Raw genomic sequence first — 19,074 nt, forward strand, 5'->3', positions numbered from 1 at the left:
TCATTGCTCCTGGCTGATCGCGGCACAGATCAGGTTGATGCCGCGGGCTTGTATCTGTTCGCGTGCCGCTGCGGGCAGGCGTTCGTCTGTGATCAGGGTGTTCACGCTGCCCCAGGGCAGCTCGAGGTTGGGTATCTTGCGCCCGACCTTGTCGGACTCGACCATCACGATCACTTCACGGGCCACTTCGGCCATCACCCGGCTCAGGCCGAGCAGCTCGTTGAACGTGGTGGTGCCGCGGGTAAGGTCGATGCCATCCGCGCCGATGAAAAGCTGGTCGAAATCGTAGGAGCGTAGTACCTGCTCGGCGACCTGGCCCTGAAACGATTCGGAATGCGGGTCCCAGGTGCCGCCGGTCATCAGCAGCACCGGCTCGTGTTCGAGTTCGCTGATGGCGCGGGCGACATTCAACGAGTTGGTCATCACCACCAACCCAGGCTGGCGGCCCAGCTCGGGGATCATCGCGGCGGTGGTGCTGCCGCTGTCGATGATGATGCGGGCGTGTTCGCGGATGCGGGCAACCGCGGCGCGGGCGATGGCCTTCTTGTAGGCCGACACCGGCTGGGCGGCTTCGCCGAGCATCTCTTGCGGCACGGGCACCGCGCCACCGTAGCGACGCAACAACAGGCCGTTGGCCTCCAGGGCGGCGAGGTCCTTGCGGATGGTCACTTCCGAGGTTTCGAAACGGCGGGCCAGGGCGTCCACGCTGACCTCACCCTGCTCGGAGAGCAAGGCCAGGATGTTGTGACGGCGCTGGGGGGTGTTTCGTTTCGACATGGGCGCTTAAGTTTCGATTCGAAAGATAATGGTTGCAATCAAAACCTAAGATCGCCGATTCGTCAAGCTGTGGATAAGTTTAAAGACGAATTCGTCCTTTGTAGGAGCGGGTTCACCCGCGAACACGGGCAAGGCCCGTGCCATACACCGAGGCGTCTTCTTCGCGGGTAAACCCGCTCCTACAGGGGCCGGGTAAAGCAACAAAAAAGCCGACTTATTCACATAAGTCGGCTTTCGATCGAAACAGCTGTGTATAACTCAGCTCTTCTTCATCTTCTCCGGCCGCTTCCAGCCATCGATATTACGCTGGCGCGCACGCGCCACCGCCAATTGGCCCGCTTCCACGGTCTGGGTCACGGTCGAACCCGCTGCCGTGGTCGCGCCATCCTTGATATCCACAGGCGCCACCAACGAGTTGTTGGAGCCAATGAACACATCCTCGCCCATCACTGTCTTGAACTTGTTGGCGCCATCGTAGTTGCAGGTGATGGTGCCGGCCCCGATGTTGGTGCGCGCACCGATCTCGGCATCGCCCAGGTAGGTCAAATGGCCAGCCTTGGCACCCTCGCCCAGGTGGGCATTCTTCAACTCGACGAAGTTACCCACATGGGCCTTGGCCTCCAGCACGCTGCCCGGGCGCAGGCGAGCGAACGGGCCGGCATCGCTGCCCTCGCCCATCACCGCGCCTTCCAGATGGCTGTTGGCCTTGACCACCACGCCCTTGCGCAGGGTGCTGTTCTTGATCACGCAGTTCGGGCCGATCTGCACGTCGTCCTCGATGACCACCTTGCCCTCGAGAATCACGTTGATGTCGATCAGCACATCGCGACCGACCGTGACCTCGCCACGCACATCGAATCGCGCCGGGTCACGCAGGGTCACGCCCTGGGCCATCAGGCGGCGGCCTTCACGCAACTGGTAGTGGCGCTCGAGCTCGGACAGCTGGCGACGGTCGTTGGCACCCTGCACTTCCATCGGGTCGTGCGGCTGCTCGGTGGCCACCACCAGGCCGTCGGCCACGGCCATGGCGATGACGTCGGTCAGGTAGTACTCACCCTGGGCGTTGTCGTTGGACAGGCGGCCCATCCAATCGGCCAGGCGCGCTGCTGGCAAGGCCAGGATGCCGGTATTGCCTTCCTTGATCGCCTTCTGCGCCTCGCTGGCGTCCTTGTGCTCGACGATCGCGGTCACCTGCCCTTGGGCATCACGCACGATGCGGCCATAGCCGGTCGGATCCTGCAGGGTGACGGTGAGCAGGCCCAGTTGCCGCTCGCTGACCTTGGCCAGCAGGCGCTTCAGGGTGTCCACCTCGATCAGCGGTACATCGCCGTAGAGTACCAGCACGGTGTCGGCAGTGACCGCAGGCAAGGCTTGGGCCACGGCGTGGCCGGTGCCCAGTTGCTTGTCCTGCATGACGAAATTCAGGTCGTCGGCTGCCAGGCGTTCACGTACCAGCTCGGCACCGTGGCCGATGACCACGTGAATGCCTTGGGGCTGAAGCTGGCGCGCGCTGTGGATAACGTGGCCGAGCATGGAATTGCCGGCTACCGGATGCAGTACCTTGGGCAACGCCGAACGCATGCGGGTGCCTTGGCCTGCGGCGAGAATAACGATATCAAGGGACATTGACTGGCTACCAATCCTGGGCGGTCAGGGACGTGACCTGAGAAGAATTCAGAAAAAGAAAAAGGGTAGCCGAGGCTACCCTTTAACTCAATCGCAACGGAAGTAAGCGGCCTGGACCGGATTACTTACCCTTGCGCAATTGCTGGACGGTACGCAGCTGAGCTGCAGCTTCGGCCAGACGTGCGGCAGCCGCACCATAGTCGAAGTCCGAGCTTTTCGCGTTCAGGGCGTTCTCAGCAGCCTTGAGGGCTGCCTGAGCCTGAGCTTCGTCCAGGTCGCTAGCGCGCTGCACGGTGTCGGCAAGAACCTTGACCACGTTCGGCTGCACTTCGAGGAAGCCACCAGAGATGTAGAACACCTCGCGATCGCCACCCTGCTTGGTCAGCGTGATCGGACCTGGCTTCAGATTGGTGATCAGCGGCGCGTGGCCTGGAGCGATACCCAGATCGCCCAAGTTGCCGTGCGCAACCACCATCTCAACCAGACCGGAGAAGATTTCTCCTTCCGCGCTGACGATATCGCAATGGACTGTCATAGCCATCTGCTTGCCTCAACCTGATTAGCGCCCCTTGCGGGGCGCCGGGATTACAGTTTCTTGGCTTTCTCGATCGCTTCGTCGATGCTGCCGACCATGTAGAACGCTTGTTCTGGCAGGTGGTCGTAGTCACCTTTGAGGATGCCGCTGAAGCCAGCGATGGTGTCTTTCAGGGAAACGTACTTGCCTGGCGAACCGGTGAAGACTTCGGCCACGAAGAACGGCTGCGACAGGAAGCGCTGGATCTTACGAGCACGGGCTACCAGTTGCTTGTCGCTTTCGGACAGTTCGTCCATACCCAGGATCGCGATGATGTCCTTCAGCTCTTTGTAGCGCTGCAGAACATACTGAACGCCACGAGCGGTCTCGTAGTGCTCGTTGCCGATCACGTTCGGGTCCAGCTGACGCGAAGTCGAGTCCAGTGGATCGACCGCTGGGTAGATACCCAGGGAGGCGATGTCACGGGACAGAACGACGGTGGCGTCCAAGTGGGCGAAGGTGGTGGCTGGCGACGGGTCGGTCAAGTCGTCCGCAGGTACGTATACGGCCTGGACGGAGGTGATCGAACCTTCCTTGGTGGAGGTGATGCGCTCTTGCAGAACGCCCATCTCTTCAGCCAGGGTCGGCTGGTAACCTACTGCCGAAGGCATACGGCCCAGCAGTGCGGATACTTCGGTACCGGCCAGGGTGTAACGATAGATGTTGTCGACGAACAGCAGAACGTCGTTACCTTCGTCACGGAACTTCTCGGCCATGGTCAGGCCGGTCAGCGCTACGCGCAGACGGTTTCCTGGTGGCTCGTTCATCTGACCGTAGACCAGCGCTACTTTGTCGAGAACGTTGGAGTCCTTCATCTCGTGGTAGAAGTCGTTACCCTCACGAGTACGCTCACCCACACCAGCGAACACGGAGTAACCGCTGTGTTCCATGGCGATGTTACGGATCAGTTCCATCATGTTCACGGTCTTGCCGACACCGGCACCACCGAACAGACCCACCTTACCACCCTTGGCGAACGGGCAAACCAGGTCGATAACCTTGATGCCGGTTTCCAGCAGGTCGTTGCCGCCTGCCTGGTCAGCGAACGAAGGCGCTGGCTGGTGGATACCGCGACGCTCTTCTTCGCCGATCGGGCCGGCTTCGTCGATTGGGTTGCCCAGGACGTCCATGATACGGCCCAGAGTGGCCTTACCAACAGGAACGGAAATGGCAGCGCCAGTGTCGACGACATCCAGACCGCGCTTCAGGCCTTCGGTGGAGCCCATCGCAATGGTACGAACCACGCCGTCGCCCAGCTGCTGCTGGACTTCGAGGGTGGTTTCCGCGCCTTGTACTTTCAGCGCGTTGTATACACTCGGCACGACGTCACGTGGGAATTCCACGTCGATGACGGCGCCGATGATTTGAACGATACGTCCGCTACTCATAGCTGGATCCTCTGAATATGTGAACCGTTAAACCGCGGCAGCGCCGCCGACGATTTCCGAGATCTCCTGGGTGATCGCAGCCTGACGCGCCTTGTTGTAGATCAATTGCAGCTCTTTGATCAAATCACCGGCGTTGTCTGTGGCGTTCTTCATGGCGATCATCCGGGCCGCTTGTTCAGCAGCGTTGTTCTCGACCACCGCCTGGTAGACCTGCGACTCCACGTAACGCACCATCAAGCCGTCCAGCAGCTCTTTTGCGTCGGGTTCGTACAGATAGTCCCAGTGATGCTTGAGATCCTGATCCGGGGTTGCCACCAACGGTACCAATTGCTCGACCGTCGGTTGTTGGGTCATGGTGTTGATGAACTTGTTCGAAACCACCGAGAGGCGATCGATACGGCCGTCCAGGTAGGCGTCCAGCATCACTTTGACGGAGCCGATCAGATCGTTGATCGATGGCTCTTCGCCCAGTTGGCTGATCGCGGCTACGACGTTGCCGCCAAAGTTGCGGAAGAATGCCGCACCCTTGCTGCCGATCACGCACAGGTCGATTTCGACGCCCTGTTCGCGGGTTGCGTTCATGTCCTTGACCAGGGCCTTGAACAGGTTGGTGTTCAAGCCACCGCACAGACCACGGTCACTGCTCACCACGATATAACCGGCGCGCTTTACAGGGCGGTCGATCATGAACGGGTGGCGGTATTCCGGGTTGGCGTTGGCCAGATGACCGATCACCTGGCGGATACGCTCCGCGTAAGGACGGCTAGCAGCCATGCGCTGTTGTGCTCTGCGCATCTTGCTGACCGCCACTTTTTCCATGGCGCTGGTAATTTTTTGCGTGCTTTTGATGCTCGCAATCTTACTGCGAATCTCTTTTGCGCCTGCCATGTATCACCTATCAGGTTAGCAAGCGGGGGCCTGGGCCCCCGCTGCGGCTTACCAGGTCTGGGTGGCCTTGAACTTCTCGATACCGGCTTTCAGGCCTGCGTCGATTTCGTCGTTGAAGTCACCCTTCACGTTGATCTTCGCCATCAGTTCAGCGTGATCACGGTTGAAGAAGGCGATCAGAGCTTGCTCGAAGCTGCCGACCTTGGAGACTTCTACGTCAGTCAGGAAACCACGCTCAGCGGCGTACAGCGACAGGGCCATGTCCGCGATGGACATCGGCGCGTACTGCTTCTGCTTCATCAGCTCGGTTACGCGCTGACCATGTTCCAGCTGCTTGCGGGTCGCTTCGTCCAGATCGGAAGCGAACTGGGCGAATGCAGCCAGTTCACGGTACTGAGCCAGAGCGGTACGGATACCACCGGACAGCTTCTTGATGATCTTGGTCTGAGCGGCACCACCTACGCGGGATACCGAAACACCGGCGTTCACTGCAGGGCGGATGCCCGAGTTGAACATGGCCGATTCCAGGAAGATCTGACCGTCGGTGATGGAAATCACGTTGGTCGGAACGAACGCGGAAACGTCGCCAGCCTGGGTTTCGATGATCGGCAGGGCGGTCAGGGAACCGGTCTTGCCAGTGACTGCGCCGTTGGTGAACTTCTCGACGTACTCTTCCGAAACGCGCGATGCACGCTCCAGCAGACGGGAGTGGAGATAGAACACGTCACCTGGGTACGCTTCACGTCCTGGTGGACGGCGCAGCAGCAGGGAGATCTGACGGTAGGCAACGGCCTGCTTGGACAGGTCATCGTAAACGATCAGGGCGTCTTCACCGCGGTCACGGAAGAACTCGCCCATGGTGCAGCCGGCGTAAGGCGCCAGGAACTGCAGCGCGGCGGATTCCGAAGCACTGGCAACGACCACGATGGTGTTGGCCAGGGCGCCGTTTTCTTCCAGCTTGCGAACGATGTTGGCAACGGTGGAACGCTTCTGGCCGACAGCAACATAAACACAGAAAATACCGGAGTCTTTCTGGTTGATGATGGCGTCGATGGCCATGGCGGTCTTGCCGATCTGACGGTCACCGATGATCAGCTCACGCTGGCCACGGCCGACAGGGATCATGGCGTCGACGGATTTGTAGCCAGTCTGTACAGGCTGGTCTACCGACTTACGCCAGATCACGCCTGGGGCTACTTTCTCGACCGCGTCGGTCTGAGTGTTGCCCAGAGGACCTTTGCCGTCGATCGGGTTGCCCAGTGCGTCGACGACGCGACCCAGCAGTTCCTTACCAACCGGAACTTCCAGGATGCGGCCGGTGCACTTGGCGCTCATGCCTTCGGCGAGGGTGTCATAGGCACCCAGGATCACTGCACCTACGGAGTCTTGCTCCAGGTTCAGGGCCATGCCGTAGACGCCGCCAGGGAACTCGATCATTTCGCCGTACATGACGTCGGCCAGACCGTGGATGCGCACGATACCGTCGGATACCGAAACAACGGTACCTTCGTTACGGGCTTGGGAGCTCACATCGAGGTTGTCGATGCGGCCCTTGATAATTTCACTAATTTCGGAAGGATTGAGTTGCTGCATTGCTCTGCTGCCCCTTCAAACTCAAGATTTCAATGCTTCGGCCAGTTTCGCGATCTTGCCGCGAACAGAGCCATCGATTACCAGGTCACCTGCGCGGATGACGACGCCGCCGATCAGGCTGGCATCCTCCGACGCGTGCAGGCGCACTTCCTGGCCTAACCGTGCACTGAGAACCTTGGCGAGTTTGTCTTGCTGTTCTTGGTCCAACGCGAAGGCACTGGTGACTTCCACGTCCACGGATTTCTCTTGCTCGGCCTTGTACAGGTCGAACAGGGCGGCAATCTCCGGCAGAAGCAGGAGACGGTCGTTTTCCGCGGCAACATGAATGAAATTCTGTGCCTGTGCATTGAACTTGTCACCGCACACGTCAATGAACGTGGCGGCCTTTTCTGCGCTCGTCAGTCGCGGGGCCTTGAGCAGGCGCTGCATGGTGTCGTCTTGCGACACCGCAGCAGCCAGGCCGAGCATGGCTGACCAATTGGCCAGTTGCTGATGGGCCTGGGCATGCTCAAAGGCAGCCTTAGCGTAAGGTCGGGCCAACGTGGTCAGTTCTGCCATGATCGCCCTCGCTTAAATTTCAGCGGCCAGTTTGTTAACCAGCTCCGCATGCGCGTTTTGATCGATTGTGGCGCCAAGGATCTTTTCAGCACCGTCAACGGCCAGAGCACCCACTTGAGCACGCAGGGCGTCTTTAGCGCTGTTCAGTTCCTGTTCGATCTCGGCCAGAGCCTGAGCCTTCACACGGTCAGCTTCGACGCGGGCCTGATCACGGGCTTCCTCGACAAGCTGAGCAGCGCGTTTCTTGCTTTGCTCAATGATTTCGGCTGCCTGTGCTTTAGCTTCACGCAGTTGCTGACCCACTTTCTCTTGGGCCAGCTCCAGGTCGCGAGCTGCGCGGTTGGCAGCGTCCAAGCCGTCGGCAATCTTCTTTTGACGCTCTTGCAGGGCAGTGATGACCGGAGGCCATACGTACTTCATGCAGAAGAGTACAAAAATCAGGAAAGCAACGGATTGGCCAATCAGGGTTGCATTAATGTTCACGCCAACACCTCGCTCGGTCTTAATTCATCACAGCCATCAACTCGTGGTAACGAGTGATTAGCCGGCGATCTGACCAACGAAGGGGTTCGCGAAGGTGAAGAACAGAGCGATACCAACACCGATCATGGTTACGGCGTCGAGCAGACCGGCAACGATGAACATTTTGACCTGCAGCATCGGAACCATCTCAGGCTGACGAGCAGCGCCTTCCAGGAACTTGCCGCCCAGCAGGCCGAAACCAATGGCGGTACCCAGAGCACCCAGGCCGATCAGCAGAGCAACAGCGATAGCGGTCAGACCAACTACAGTTTCCATCTTTCCTCCCGACTTTTACGTCGTATTGGTTAGGTTTTTAGTTTGAAGCGGTAAAACAAATCGTTTGGTACAGCTGCCCTTGCGGACTTTATAAAGCCTTCCCCCCAAACGAGCGGGGAAGGCTATTCAGACACGCCAGGCGGTCTTAATGGTTATCTTCGTGAGCCATCGACAGGTAGACGATGGTAAGCATCATGAAGATGAAAGCTTGCAGGGTGATGATCAGGATGTGGAACACAGCCCACGCCCACTGCAGCACCACACCCAGGCCGCTGAGCCAGAGGATGCCGGCGCCGAACATCACGGCGATCAGGATGAACACCAGCTCGCCGGCGTACATGTTGCCGAACAGACGCAGTGCCAGCGAGATCGGCTTGGCGATCAGGGTGACGAATTCCAGCAGGAAGTTGACCGGAATCAGCAGGATCTGCAGGAAGATGTTCTTGCTGCCGAACGGGTGCAGGGTCAGTTCACCGATGAAGCCGCCCAGGCCCTTGACCTTGATGCTGTAGAAGATGATCAGGGCGAACACGCAGAAGGCCATGGCCAGGGTCGCGTTCGGGTCGGTGGTCGACACGGCGCGGAACGGAATGTGCGGATCACCGGAGATCAGGATGGCCAGCTGAGGAATCCAGTCGACCGGTACCAGGTCGATGGCGTTCATCAGGAACACCCAGACGAAGATGGTCAGTGCCAGTGGGGCGATCACCGGGCTGCGGCCGTGGAAGGAGTCCTTCACGCTGCCGTTGACGAAGTCCACCAGCACTTCCACGAAGTTCTGCAGACCGCTTGGTTGGCCGGAAGTCGCCTTCTTGGCTGCCATGCGGAAAATGAACAGGAAGATCAGACCCAGCGCGACGGACCAACCCAGGGTGTCCAGGTGGAACGCCCAGAAGCCCATTGCCTTGGCTTCTGCAGCCGAATGGGCAAAGCCCCAGCTGCCGTCTGGTAGTTGACCGTAGGTCAGGTTCTGCAAGTGGTGCTGGATATAGCCCGAAGCGGTTTCTGCTGCCATGGTTGCCTCAAACGCCCTAAGGTCTCGAAAGTCTTTTATTCATCAGCAGGGGCGCGAACCAGCTGACCAAAAGGGTCAGCACGAAGACGCCGAATACTGCCAGCGGCGCCAATGGCTTCACTCCTGCAAAGGTCAGTGCGAACAGCACTGCCGTCAAAATCATCTTGCCTGCCTCGCCAGCGTAGAACGACTTGACGATGGCCTGCGCTGCCCGGGCTCCGCTGAAGCGAAAAGCCTTCCAGGCGAAATACACATTGGGCAACCAGGCGATCAGACCTCCGCAGAGACCTGAATAAGCACTGACCACCCCTTGCCACTGCCACAACACCAAGGTTGCCAGCAGAAACACGATGCATTGGGCCAGCAGTACGGGAAAAACCGCCCAGCGATGGAAAGGCAAGCGGTTTGGCGTGCGGATTTCCATCACAACTGCTCCTTCGAAGTCGACCAACAAGTCAGCTATGACTTGGCATAATTTGTGCCGACAAAATGCGCGCAGAGTATAGGGGTGGATTAACCCCTATTCAACTCTTCGGTAGTGATTTCCGACTGCGCGCTACAACGGGAATTGTTTCAGCGGATGTGAGCAAGGACGCCTTGCAACTCGTCAAGCGAGTTATAACGGATAACCAATTGGCCTTTGCCCTTGTTCCCGTGGCGAATCTGCACGGCGGAACCCAGGCGCTCTGCGAGCCGCTGTTCAAGGCGTGCGATATCCGGATCAGGTTTGCTCGGTTCGACCGGATCAGGTTTGTCGCTGAGCCACTGGCGCACCAGTGCCTCGGTTTGGCGCACGGTGAGCCCACGTGCGACAACATGACGCGCCCCCTCTTCCTGGCGATCTTCCTCCAGGCCGAGCAAAGCACGGGCGTGCCCCATCTCCAGGTCGCCATGGGCGAGCATGGTCTTGATCGCCTCCGGCAGGGAAATCAGGCGCAGCAGGTTGGCCACGGTGACCCGGGACTTGCCCACGGCATCGGCGACCTGTTGCTGGGTCAGCTCGAATTCCTGTTGCAGGCGCTGCAGGGCCAAGGCCTCTTCCAGCGGGTTGAGGTCCTCGCGCTGGATGTTCTCGATCAGCGCCATGGCGATGGCGGCTTCGTCAGGCACCTCGCGGACCATGGCCGGGACGGTGTCCAGGCCGGCCTGCTGGGTCGCGCGCCAGCGACGTTCACCGGCAATGATTTCGTAGCGGTTGTCACCGATGGGGCGAACCACGATCGGCTGCATCACGCCATGGGTGCGAATCGAGTGCGCCAGTTCTTCCAGCGCCTGCGGGTCCATGTCGCGGCGCGGCTGGTATTTGCCGCGCTGGATCAGCTCGACTGGCAGGTGTTGCAGTTCTTTCTGGTCGATCTTGACAGCCTGCTCTTCGAGCGCGCTGACGGAAGGACCACTGAGCAGTGCATCCAACCCACGTCCGAGTCCCCGTTTCTTAACGGCCATGCGGATTCCTTAAGTTGTTAGTGCAGTGCGTGACTGACGGCGTTGCCGGCGGACCATTTCCCCAGCCAGGGCCAGGTAGGCCAGCGCGCCGCGCGATTGCTTGTCGTAGGCCAGGGCCGGCATGCCGAAACTCGGCGCCTCGGCCAGGCGGATGTTGCGCGGGATGACCGTGTCGTACAGCTGCTCGCCGAAATGTTCCTTGAGCTGGGCCGAAACATCGTTGTTCAAGCTCAAACGCGGATCGTACATGGTCCGCAGCAGGCCTTCGATTTTCAGCTCAGGGTTCAGACGGGCGGCAATCCGCTTGATGTTATCCACAAGGTCGCTGAGACCTTCCAGTGCGTAGTACTCGCACTGCATGGGGATGATCACGCCGTCGGAGGCGACCAGCGCGTTCAGCGTCAGCATCGACAGCGACGGAGGGCAGTCGATCAGGATGAAGTCGTAGTTCTCGCGGATCGGCGCCAGTGCGTTGCGCAGGCGGCTCTCCTTGACCTGCATCTCCAGCAGCACCACTTCCGCGGCGGTCAGGTCGCGGTTGGCCGGCAGCAGTTGGTAGCCGCCGTGCTCGGAGTAGTGCATGGCCTGGGTGAGATCGCATTCGCCGATCAGCAGGTCGTAGACCGAATGCTCGAGCTCGTGCTTGTCCACACCGCTGCCCATGGTCGCGTTGCCCTGCGGATCGAGGTCGATCAGCAGCACACGACGCTTGGTCGCAGCCAGCGATGCAGCGAGATTGATACAGGTGGTGGTCTTGCCCACACCACCTTTCTGGTTCGCGATTGCGAATACCTTAGCCATTGTTGCGTGTGTTCCCAGTCATGCCTTGCGGCGCAGTATCAGCAGATGGCGCTGGCCCTGGCAACCCGGAACGGTCAGGGCCTGCTCGCTTTCCACTGTGAAGTCTGCGGGCAATGCTACCAGTTCATCGGCAGGATGCAGCCCCTTCATTGCAAGCCATTGCGTCCCGGTGTCGCCCAGATGGCGGGTCCAGTTGGTGAAATTCTCCATGCTGCTGAAGGCTCGGGAGATGATGCCGTCGAACGGTTGCGCAGGCTGGAAGGCTTCGACCCGGCTGTGGATAACCGTGAGGTTGTCCAGTTTGAGCTCCATTTTCACCTGGGTCAGGAAGCGGGTTTTCTTGCCATTGGCGTCCAGCACCGTCACTTGCTTGTGCGGATGCAGGATCGCCAATGGGATGCCGGGCATGCCACCGCCGCTGCCGACATCCAGCCAGCGCTCACGCTCGCTGTGGATAAACGCCATGACACTGAGGCTGTCGAGCAGGTGGCGGGAAACCATCTCGTCCGGATCACGCACCGCGGTCAGGTTGTAGGCTTTGTTCCATTTGATCAACAGGGCCAGGTAACCCAGCAGCTTCTCCTGCTGCTCGGCGCCAAGCTCGACTCCGAGCTGGCGCGCACCTGTGGACAACTCTTCGGCGTGTTGCGGGGTGACCAGGGAACTCAAGCGCTTTGCTCCAATTCGCGGCCAGCGCCGCGTTTTTTCAGATGAATCAACAACAGGGAAATCGCCGCCGGGGTCACGCCCGGGATGCGCGAAGCCTGGCCCAGGGTTTGCGGACGGGTCTGGCCGAGCTTGCCCTGGATCTCCTTGGACAGGCCGGAAATCGTGGTGTAGTCGATATCCACAGGCAGGCGGGTATCTTCGCTGGCGCGCAGGCGGGCGATTTCGTCCTGCTGGCGGTCGATATAGCCGGCGTACTTGGTCTTGATCTCGACCTGCTCGGCAACCTGTGGATCGATGACCTCTGCGCCAGTCGCCTCGATCAGCCCGGCGTAGTCGATTTCCGGGCGGGCCAGCAGGTTGAGCAGGCTGTACTCGTGGCTCAGCGGCGTGCCGAACTTATCCACAATGGCCTGGCCCTGCTCGGTGTTGGGCCGAACCCAGGTGGATTTCAGCCGTTGTTCCTCACGCTCGATGCCGTCGCGCTTGGCGCAGAAGGCGGCCCAGCGCTCATCGTCGATCAGGCCCAGCTCGCGACCCTTCTCGGTCAGGCGCAGGTCGGCGTTGTCCTCGCGCAGGATCAGCCGGTATTCGGCGCGCGAGGTGAACATGCGGTACGGCTCCTGGGTGCCGAGGGTGATCAGGTCGTCGACCAGTACCCCGATGTACGCTTCGTCACGACGCGGGCACCAGCTATCACGGCCCTGCGCACGCAGCGCCGCGTTGGTCCCGGCCAGCAGGCCCTGGGCGCCGGCTTCTTCGTACCCGGTGGTGCCGTTGATCTGACCGGCGAAGAACAGGCCGCCGATGACCTTGGTCTCGAGGCTGTACTTGAGATCCCGCGGGTCGAAATAGTCGTACTCGATGGCGTAGCCCGGGCGCACGATGTGGGCGTTTTCCATGCCGCGGATCGAGCGCACCAGCTCCAGCTGCACATCGAACGGCAGCGAAGTGGAAATACCGTTGGGGTACAGCTCATGGGTGGTCAGGCCTTCCGGCTCGATGAACACCTGGTGGCTTTCCTTGTCGGCGAAGCGGTGGATCTTGTCCTCGATCGACGGGCAGTAACGCGGGCCCACGCCTTCGATGACACCGGAATACATCGGCGAACGATCGAGGTTCGAGGCGATGATCTCGTGGGTGCGCGCATTGGTGTGGGTGATCCAGCAGCTGACCTGGCGGGGGTGCATCTGCGCATTGCCCATGAACGACATCACCGGGATCGGCGTGTCGCCTGGCTGTTCGGTCATCACCGAGAAGTCCACCGAGCGCCCGTCGATACGTGGCGGGGTACCGGTCTTCAGGCGGCCGACGCGCAGTGGCAGTTCACGCATGCGGTGAGCCAGGGCAATCGAAGGCGGATCACCGGCGCGTCCGCCGGAATGGTTCTGCAGACCGATGTGGATAAGCCCGCCGAGGAAGGTGCCGGTGGTCAATACCACGGACTGCGCGAAGAAACGTAGGCCCATCTGGGTGACCACGCCCTTGACCTGGTCCTGCTCGACGATCAGGTCGTCGCAGGACTGCTGGAATATCCACAGGTTGGGCTGGTTTTCCAGGATCTCGCGCACCACCGCCTTGTAGATGGCGCGGTCGGCCTGCGCACGGGTGGCACGTACTGCCGGGCCCTTGCGGTTGTTCAGGATACGGAACTGGATGCCGCTCTTGTCGGTGGCCAGCGCCATGGCGCCGCCGAGCGCATCGATCTCCTTGACCAGATGACTTTTACCGATGCCACCGATGGCCGGGTTGCAGCTCATGTGACCGAGGGTTTCCACGTTGTGGGTCAGCAGCAGGGTTTTCACACCCATGCGTGCGGACGCAAGCGCAGCCTCGGTACCGGCATGGCCGCCGCCGATGACGATCACTTCAAAACGGGAAGGGAAATCCACCACGCACCTCGTGCCTGTTTTGCGAATAGAGAAGATAAGCGGACAAGTATAGGGACTTAACCCCCCTCAAAGGAACCTTCTGCGCAAAATTTGACCAGGCTGTGGATGAATGGCAGACAACAGAAATCAAAGAAGAGAAATTTAAAAAAGCTTTATTTTTATGTTTATTCTTATGCACAGGCCTATCTGTGGATAACGCTCTGGATCCCTTTAATAACATGGTGTACAGAGAAATTAAACCCTGTGGTCTAGTGACCCTGGGGGCTATGGATAACGCCGTTGAGCCTGTGGATTAAATGCCTGTTTACCCACAGGCAGGATTGTCCTCAGAAAAAAAGCCCTGTTATCAACGGGGCTGAAGGCGACTTTTCCACAGACCTCCCGGGTGACTTTTCCCTCCTGTGCATGAAAAATCTTGAAGCACTTTTCCTTTCCACCTCCCAGGTGAACAACTCACAGGCAAAAAAAAGCCGCTCCCGAAGGAGCGGCTCTGTGGCAGCCAACGTCTGTGGATTATTTTCCGATGCAGAAGCTGGAGAAGATGCGTCCCAGCAAGTCATCGGAGCTGAACGCACCGGTGATCTCTCCCAGCGCCTGCTGCGCCTGCCGTAGATCTTCGGCCAGCAGTTCACCCGCACCCGCCAGGGTAAGCTGCGCACGACCATGCTCCAGGTGCGAACTGGCCTGGCGCAGGGCATCCAGATGCCGCCGCCTGGCGCTGAAACCGCTCTCGGCGGTCTGTTCATAACCCATGCAGGCCTTGAGGTGATCGCGCAGCAGTTGCAGGCCCTGGTCGTCGCCCTTGGCACTCAAGGTGATGGTGACATGGCCGTCATCGCACTGTTCGAGCCCTACCTGCTCGCCACTGAGGTCGGCCTTGTTGCGAATCAGCGTAACCTTGGCCGCCTCTGGCCGTTGGTCGAGAAACTCTGGCCACAGGGCAAAAGGGTCGTCGGCCTCGGGCGCCGTCGAGTCCACCACCAGCAGCACACGATCCGCTTCGCCAATGGCCTTGAGCGCGCGTTCCACGCCAATTTTTTCCACATGGTCGTCGGTATCGCGCAGACCGGCGGTGTCGACCACATGCAGCGGCATGCCGTCGATGTGGATATGTTCGCGCAGAATGTCCCGGGTGGTGCCGGCGATATCGGTGACGATCGCCGCCTCGCGGCCAGCCAGCTGGTTCAAGAGGCTCGATTTGCCGGCATTGGGACGGCCGGCGATGACCACGGTCATGCCGTCACGCAGCAAGGCGCCCTGGCCTGCCTCACGCTGGACTGTGGACAACTCCGCGCGCACGGCATCGAGCATCGACAGCACGTGACCATCGGCGAGGAAGTCGATTTCCTCCTCGGGGAAGTCGATCGCCGCTTCAACGTAGATGCGCAGCGCGATCAATGCCTCGGTCAGGCTGTGCACACGCTTGGAGAACTCGCCCTGCAGCGAACGCAAGGCGTTGCGGGCTGCCTGGCTGGAGCTGGCCTCGATCAGGTCGGCGATGGCTTCGGCCTGGGCCAGATCGAGCTTGTCGTTGAGAAACGCACGCTCGCTGAATTCGCCCGGACGCGCCAGGCGGCAGCCCACTTGTACACAGCGTTGCAGCAGCATGTCCAGGACCACCGGGCCGCCATGACCCTGCAGTTCGAGCACGTCTTCGCCGGTGAATGAGTTGGGCCCCGGGAAGAACAGCGCGATGCCTTCGTCCAGCACCAACCCCTGCTCGTCGCGAAACGGCCCATAGTGGGCATGGCGTGGCGTCAGCGTACGGCCAGTGATCAACTGCCCGGCCTGGCTCGCCAGCGGTCCGGACAGCCTGACGATGCCGACCCCGCCGCGGCCCTGGGCGGTGGCGATGGCAGCAATGGTTTCACGCACAGTGTTCATGCTCGAGAGCCTCTACGACAAAACGACAGATAGCAAAAACGCCCCCGAAGGGGCGTTTTTATTCACAGGCTAGCGCAGTAGCCCGTTATGCAGCAGCTTTTTTGCTGGCTGCTTCGATGCTGCGGGTGATGTACCACTGCTGTGCGATCGACAGGCAGTTGTTCACAACCCAGTACAGCACCAGACCAGCCGGGAACCACAGGAAGAAGAAGGTGAAGATGATCGGCATCATTTTCATCACCTTGGCCTGCATCGGATCCGGCGGGGTCGGGTTCAGACGCTGCTGGATGAACATGGTCGCGCCCATGATGATCGGCAGGATGAAGAACGGATCCTTGATCGACAGGTCGGTGATCCACAGCATCCAAGGAGCCTGACGCATCTCGACGCTTTCCAGCAGTACCCAGTACAGCGACAGGAAGACCGGCATTTGCACCAGGATCGGCAGGCAGCCGCCCAGCGGGTTGATCTTCTCTTTCTTGTACAGCTCCATCATCGCCTGGGACATCTTCTGGCGATCGTCACCGAAGCGTTCCTTCAGCGCGGCAAGCTTCGGCGAAACGGCACGCATGCGCGCCATCGAACGGTAGCTGGCGGCCGACAGCGGGAAGAACAGGCCCTTGATGAGCATGGTCAGGACGATGATCGACCAACCCCAGTTGCCCAGCAGGCTGTGGATATGTTGCAGCAGCCAGAAGATCGGCTGGGCGATGAACCACAGGAAGCCGTAGTCGACGGTCAGTTCCAGGCCTGGGGACAATTCCTTGAGCTTGGACTGGATCTTCGGACCGGCATACAGCATGGCGCTGGTCTCGACCTTGCCGCCAGCTGGGACGCTGATTACCGGGCCGGTGTAGCCGATGATGTAGTTGCCCTGGCTGTCCTTGCGGGTCTGGACCAGGTTGGCGTCCGACTTCGCAGGCACCCAGGCGGTCACGAAGTAGTGCTGCAGCCAGGCGACCCAGCCGCCGGCGACGCTTTCCTTCACGCTGCCCTTGTCGATGTCTTTCATCGACACTTTCTTGTACGGCTCCGAAGCGGTCCACATGGCAGCGCCGAGGTAGGTCGCGGTGCCGGTGGCGGTGCTCGACGATGGGTCGGAGCTGGCGTCACGCTTGAGCTGGGCAAACATGTTGCCGTTCCACGCCTGGGTGCTCTGGTTGTCGATCAGGTAGGTGACGTTGAGGTCGTACTCACCGCGCTTGAAGCTGAAGCGCTTGATGTAGTTGACGCCGTTGTCACTGAACTTGAGGTCGACCACCAGTTGTTCCTGACCGTCTGCCAGCTGGTAGCTGCGTTGTTCGGCAGCGTACAGCGGACGACCGGAAGGGCGTGCGTCCGGGCCGTTGGCACCGGTCAGGCCGCTCTGTGCCAGGTAGACACGCTCGCCACCGTTGTCGAACAACTGGAACGGAATGTCCGGATGGTCTTGGCGACGTGGGTATTTCGGCAGGGTCAGTTGGACGATGTCGCCACCGACCGGATCGATAGCCAGGTCCAGGACATCGGTCTTGACCCGGATCAGGTCCTTGCTGGTCGCGACCGGCGCAAGTTCAGCAGGGCTGGATTCGGCATTCGCGCTCGGCACATCGGCGCTGGCGCCGGCGGTACCGGCCGGCACGCCATCGGGCAAGGCCGGGGCTTTGGTGCTGGCAGCAGTATTCTGAGTCGGCAGAGCAGCCTGGCCGTAGTCCTGGTTCCACTTGAGGACCATGACGTAGGACACGATTGCCAGGGCGACGATCAGGATCGTGCGTTTAATATCCATGATTACTCGGCTATCGAAGAAGTTCGGGAGGAAGGAGCGGGTGGAACGGGATCGAAACCGCCGTCGTTCCACGGATGACAACGCCCCAGGCGACGAACGGCTAGCCACCCACCACGCAAGAGGCCATGGTTTTCGATGGCTTCATAAGCGTAACAGGAGCAACTGGGGTAGAAACGACAGTGGCTGGCCATCAGGGGACTGATGGCATAACGGTAAAACTGGATCGGAACGAGGGCCAGTTTACGCATTTCGGCTGTCTACCCCTGCGGAATTGGCGCTTGCCTCTGGATTTGGCCGGCTGCGAGCCAGGCGTTTCCAGAGCTTGCCAAAGTGTTGGTGCAATTCCGGGTTTTCTATCTCACCCAATCCCTTGCGCGCGACGATCACGATGTCCAGGCCAGCGAGAGACTGCTGGTTCAGACGAAAGGAATCGCGCATCAAGCGCTTGAGGCGATTGCGTTGAACAGCGAGCTTGACGCTCTTCTTGCCGATCACCAGGCCGAGGCGTGGGTGATCGAGGCCGTTCTCGCGAGCAAGGATCAGCAGGTTTTTCCCTGGAACCTTGCCGGTTGGGGAGTCGAAGACCGCTTTGAAGTGCCGGGGTGTAAGCAGTCGCTTTTCCCGACTGAAGTCCTGACTCACCACCTGTGCCGAAAAATCAAATGGCCAGACGCTTACGGCCTTTGGCACGACGACGCGACAGAACAGCGCGGCCGTTCTTGGTAGCCATACGGGCACGGAAGCCGTGGGTGCGAGCGCGCTTGATGGTGCTTGGTTGGAAAGTACGTTTCATGGCGTTGTTACCTGGGTTTGTCGACTACGGGCCGGAATGGCCCCCTTTTTAAGAGATCGGCGATTCTAGAGAAAGCAAGCCAATAGGTCAATTTCCAACCAACCTTTCCTTACTGGACGGTGTACAGGGAAGGCGAGCGATGAGCGCTGAATGGCATCAGGCCGAGAAGGGCTTGAAGACAGCACGCAGATCGACAAACACTTAAAAAAAGAAGAGACATATAAAAGCTTTTCTGAAGAACTTATAGATCTTAGGTGGATAACCTTCTGTGGATAACTGGCTGTAGCCCTTTATCCACGAGCTGTACAGAAATTTTAAACCTTGTCGGTAACAGGTGCTGCGCTTGTGCTGGACATGGGTAGAACCTGTGGATCGAATGGCTGTTTATCCACAGCCCAGTTATCAACAGGCAGGCACCCAGGGTTGTGCATAGCCCTTATGGTCGGTTATCCACAGAGCTTATTCACATGGGCTAAAAGACATTTCGGTCGCTAAATGGCTGTTTTGTCGCGACTCCTAGCGTTTCCACATGTGGATAACTGCGCTCCCGACCGGTACAATGGCGGTTTGTTTTTGCCTCATCCGGCTTTCAACTCAGGGGATATCC

The 19,074-nt window shown here is 59.8% G+C and carries 20 protein-coding genes; all 20 read right to left on the bottom strand.

Annotation, left to right across the window (positions count from 1 at the left end; translation table 11 throughout):
• Window positions 1–777, bottom strand: coding sequence for a DeoR/GlpR family DNA-binding transcription regulator (locus tag E6B08_RS30045; RefSeq protein ID WP_136917291.1), 777 nt, complete (start codon window positions 775–777; stop codon window positions 1–3).
• A gap of 258 nt (window positions 778–1,035) precedes the next feature.
• Complete coding sequence (glmU, locus tag E6B08_RS30050) at window positions 1,036–2,403, bottom strand: bifunctional UDP-N-acetylglucosamine diphosphorylase/glucosamine-1-phosphate N-acetyltransferase GlmU (protein WP_136917292.1); 1,368 nt, start codon at window positions 2,401–2,403, stop codon at window positions 1,036–1,038.
• A 121-nt stretch (window positions 2,404–2,524) separates the two neighbouring features.
• Complete coding sequence (locus E6B08_RS30055) at window positions 2,525–2,944, bottom strand: F0F1 ATP synthase subunit epsilon (RefSeq protein ID WP_136917293.1); 420 nt, start codon at window positions 2,942–2,944, stop codon at window positions 2,525–2,527.
• 44 nt (window positions 2,945–2,988) lie between these two features.
• Window positions 2,989–4,365, bottom strand: coding sequence for a F0F1 ATP synthase subunit beta (atpD, locus tag E6B08_RS30060; RefSeq protein ID WP_009684662.1), 1,377 nt, complete (start codon window positions 4,363–4,365; stop codon window positions 2,989–2,991).
• A gap of 27 nt (window positions 4,366–4,392) precedes the next feature.
• Window positions 4,393–5,253: a F0F1 ATP synthase subunit gamma gene (gene atpG, locus E6B08_RS30065; protein WP_136917294.1), complete on the bottom strand. Its 861-nt coding sequence runs from the start codon at window positions 5,251–5,253 to the stop codon at window positions 4,393–4,395.
• 48 nt (window positions 5,254–5,301) lie between these two features.
• Window positions 5,302–6,846 (bottom strand): F0F1 ATP synthase subunit alpha, encoded by a 1,545-nt coding sequence (gene atpA, locus E6B08_RS30070; RefSeq protein WP_133325640.1) that lies wholly within the window; start codon window positions 6,844–6,846, stop codon window positions 5,302–5,304.
• Between the two features lie 21 nt (window positions 6,847–6,867).
• Window positions 6,868–7,404 carry a F0F1 ATP synthase subunit delta gene (locus E6B08_RS30075; protein WP_133325642.1) on the bottom strand — a complete coding sequence of 179 codons (537 nt, stop codon included), beginning with the start codon at window positions 7,402–7,404 and terminating at the stop codon, window positions 6,868–6,870.
• A gap of 12 nt (window positions 7,405–7,416) precedes the next feature.
• Window positions 7,417–7,887 (bottom strand): F0F1 ATP synthase subunit B, encoded by a 471-nt coding sequence (locus E6B08_RS30080; RefSeq protein ID WP_136917295.1) that lies wholly within the window; start codon window positions 7,885–7,887, stop codon window positions 7,417–7,419.
• Between the two features lie 57 nt (window positions 7,888–7,944).
• Window positions 7,945–8,202, bottom strand: a complete 258-nt coding sequence (gene atpE, locus E6B08_RS30085) for a F0F1 ATP synthase subunit C (RefSeq protein WP_003097235.1) — start codon at window positions 8,200–8,202, stop codon at window positions 7,945–7,947.
• 145 nt (window positions 8,203–8,347) lie between these two features.
• Window positions 8,348–9,217, bottom strand: a complete 870-nt coding sequence (gene atpB, locus E6B08_RS30090) for a F0F1 ATP synthase subunit A (protein ID WP_136917296.1) — start codon at window positions 9,215–9,217, stop codon at window positions 8,348–8,350.
• A gap of 16 nt (window positions 9,218–9,233) precedes the next feature.
• On the bottom strand, window positions 9,234–9,641 hold the full coding sequence (locus E6B08_RS30095; RefSeq protein ID WP_136917297.1) for a F0F1 ATP synthase subunit I: 408 nt from the start codon (window positions 9,639–9,641) through the stop codon (window positions 9,234–9,236).
• Between the two features lie 149 nt (window positions 9,642–9,790).
• Window positions 9,791–10,663, bottom strand: a complete 873-nt coding sequence (locus tag E6B08_RS30100; RefSeq protein WP_136917298.1) for a ParB/RepB/Spo0J family partition protein — start codon at window positions 10,661–10,663, stop codon at window positions 9,791–9,793.
• Window positions 10,664–10,672: 9 nt separating this feature from the next.
• Window positions 10,673–11,464 carry a ParA family protein gene (locus tag E6B08_RS30105; protein WP_133325648.1) on the bottom strand — a complete coding sequence of 264 codons (792 nt, stop codon included), beginning with the start codon at window positions 11,462–11,464 and terminating at the stop codon, window positions 10,673–10,675.
• 18 nt (window positions 11,465–11,482) lie between these two features.
• Entirely contained in the window at window positions 11,483–12,133 is a 651-nt protein-coding gene (gene rsmG, locus E6B08_RS30110; protein WP_136917299.1) for a 16S rRNA (guanine(527)-N(7))-methyltransferase RsmG, read from the bottom strand.
• On the bottom strand, window positions 12,130–14,022 hold the full coding sequence (gene mnmG / locus E6B08_RS30115; protein ID WP_136917300.1) for a tRNA uridine-5-carboxymethylaminomethyl(34) synthesis enzyme MnmG: 1,893 nt from the start codon (window positions 14,020–14,022) through the stop codon (window positions 12,130–12,132). The genes rsmG and mnmG overlap by 4 nt, the downstream gene beginning before the upstream one ends.
• A gap of 513 nt (window positions 14,023–14,535) precedes the next feature.
• Window positions 14,536–15,906 (bottom strand): tRNA uridine-5-carboxymethylaminomethyl(34) synthesis GTPase MnmE, encoded by a 1,371-nt coding sequence (gene mnmE, locus E6B08_RS30120; protein ID WP_136917301.1) that lies wholly within the window; start codon window positions 15,904–15,906, stop codon window positions 14,536–14,538.
• An 85-nt stretch (window positions 15,907–15,991) separates the two neighbouring features.
• The gene (gene yidC / locus E6B08_RS30125; protein WP_136917302.1) at window positions 15,992–17,674 is read right to left on the bottom strand and encodes a membrane protein insertase YidC; all 1,683 of its coding nucleotides are present in this window, start codon (window positions 17,672–17,674) and stop codon (window positions 15,992–15,994) included.
• A 2-nt stretch (window positions 17,675–17,676) separates the two neighbouring features.
• Complete coding sequence (gene yidD, locus E6B08_RS30130) at window positions 17,677–17,922, bottom strand: membrane protein insertion efficiency factor YidD (RefSeq protein ID WP_011536514.1); 246 nt, start codon at window positions 17,920–17,922, stop codon at window positions 17,677–17,679.
• Entirely contained in the window at window positions 17,915–18,319 is a 405-nt protein-coding gene (rnpA, locus tag E6B08_RS30135) for a ribonuclease P protein component (protein ID WP_136917513.1), read from the bottom strand. Before rnpA ends, yidD begins: the two co-directional genes overlap by 8 nt.
• 13 nt (window positions 18,320–18,332) lie before the next feature.
• Complete coding sequence (gene rpmH / locus E6B08_RS30140; RefSeq protein WP_003253163.1) at window positions 18,333–18,467, bottom strand: 50S ribosomal protein L34; 135 nt, start codon at window positions 18,465–18,467, stop codon at window positions 18,333–18,335.
• Window positions 18,468–19,074: the final 607 nt, after the last annotated feature.

It is taken from the genome of Pseudomonas putida (assembly GCF_005080685.1).
In the GTDB taxonomy this organism is placed as follows: domain Bacteria; phylum Pseudomonadota; class Gammaproteobacteria; order Pseudomonadales; family Pseudomonadaceae; genus Aquipseudomonas; species Aquipseudomonas putida_V.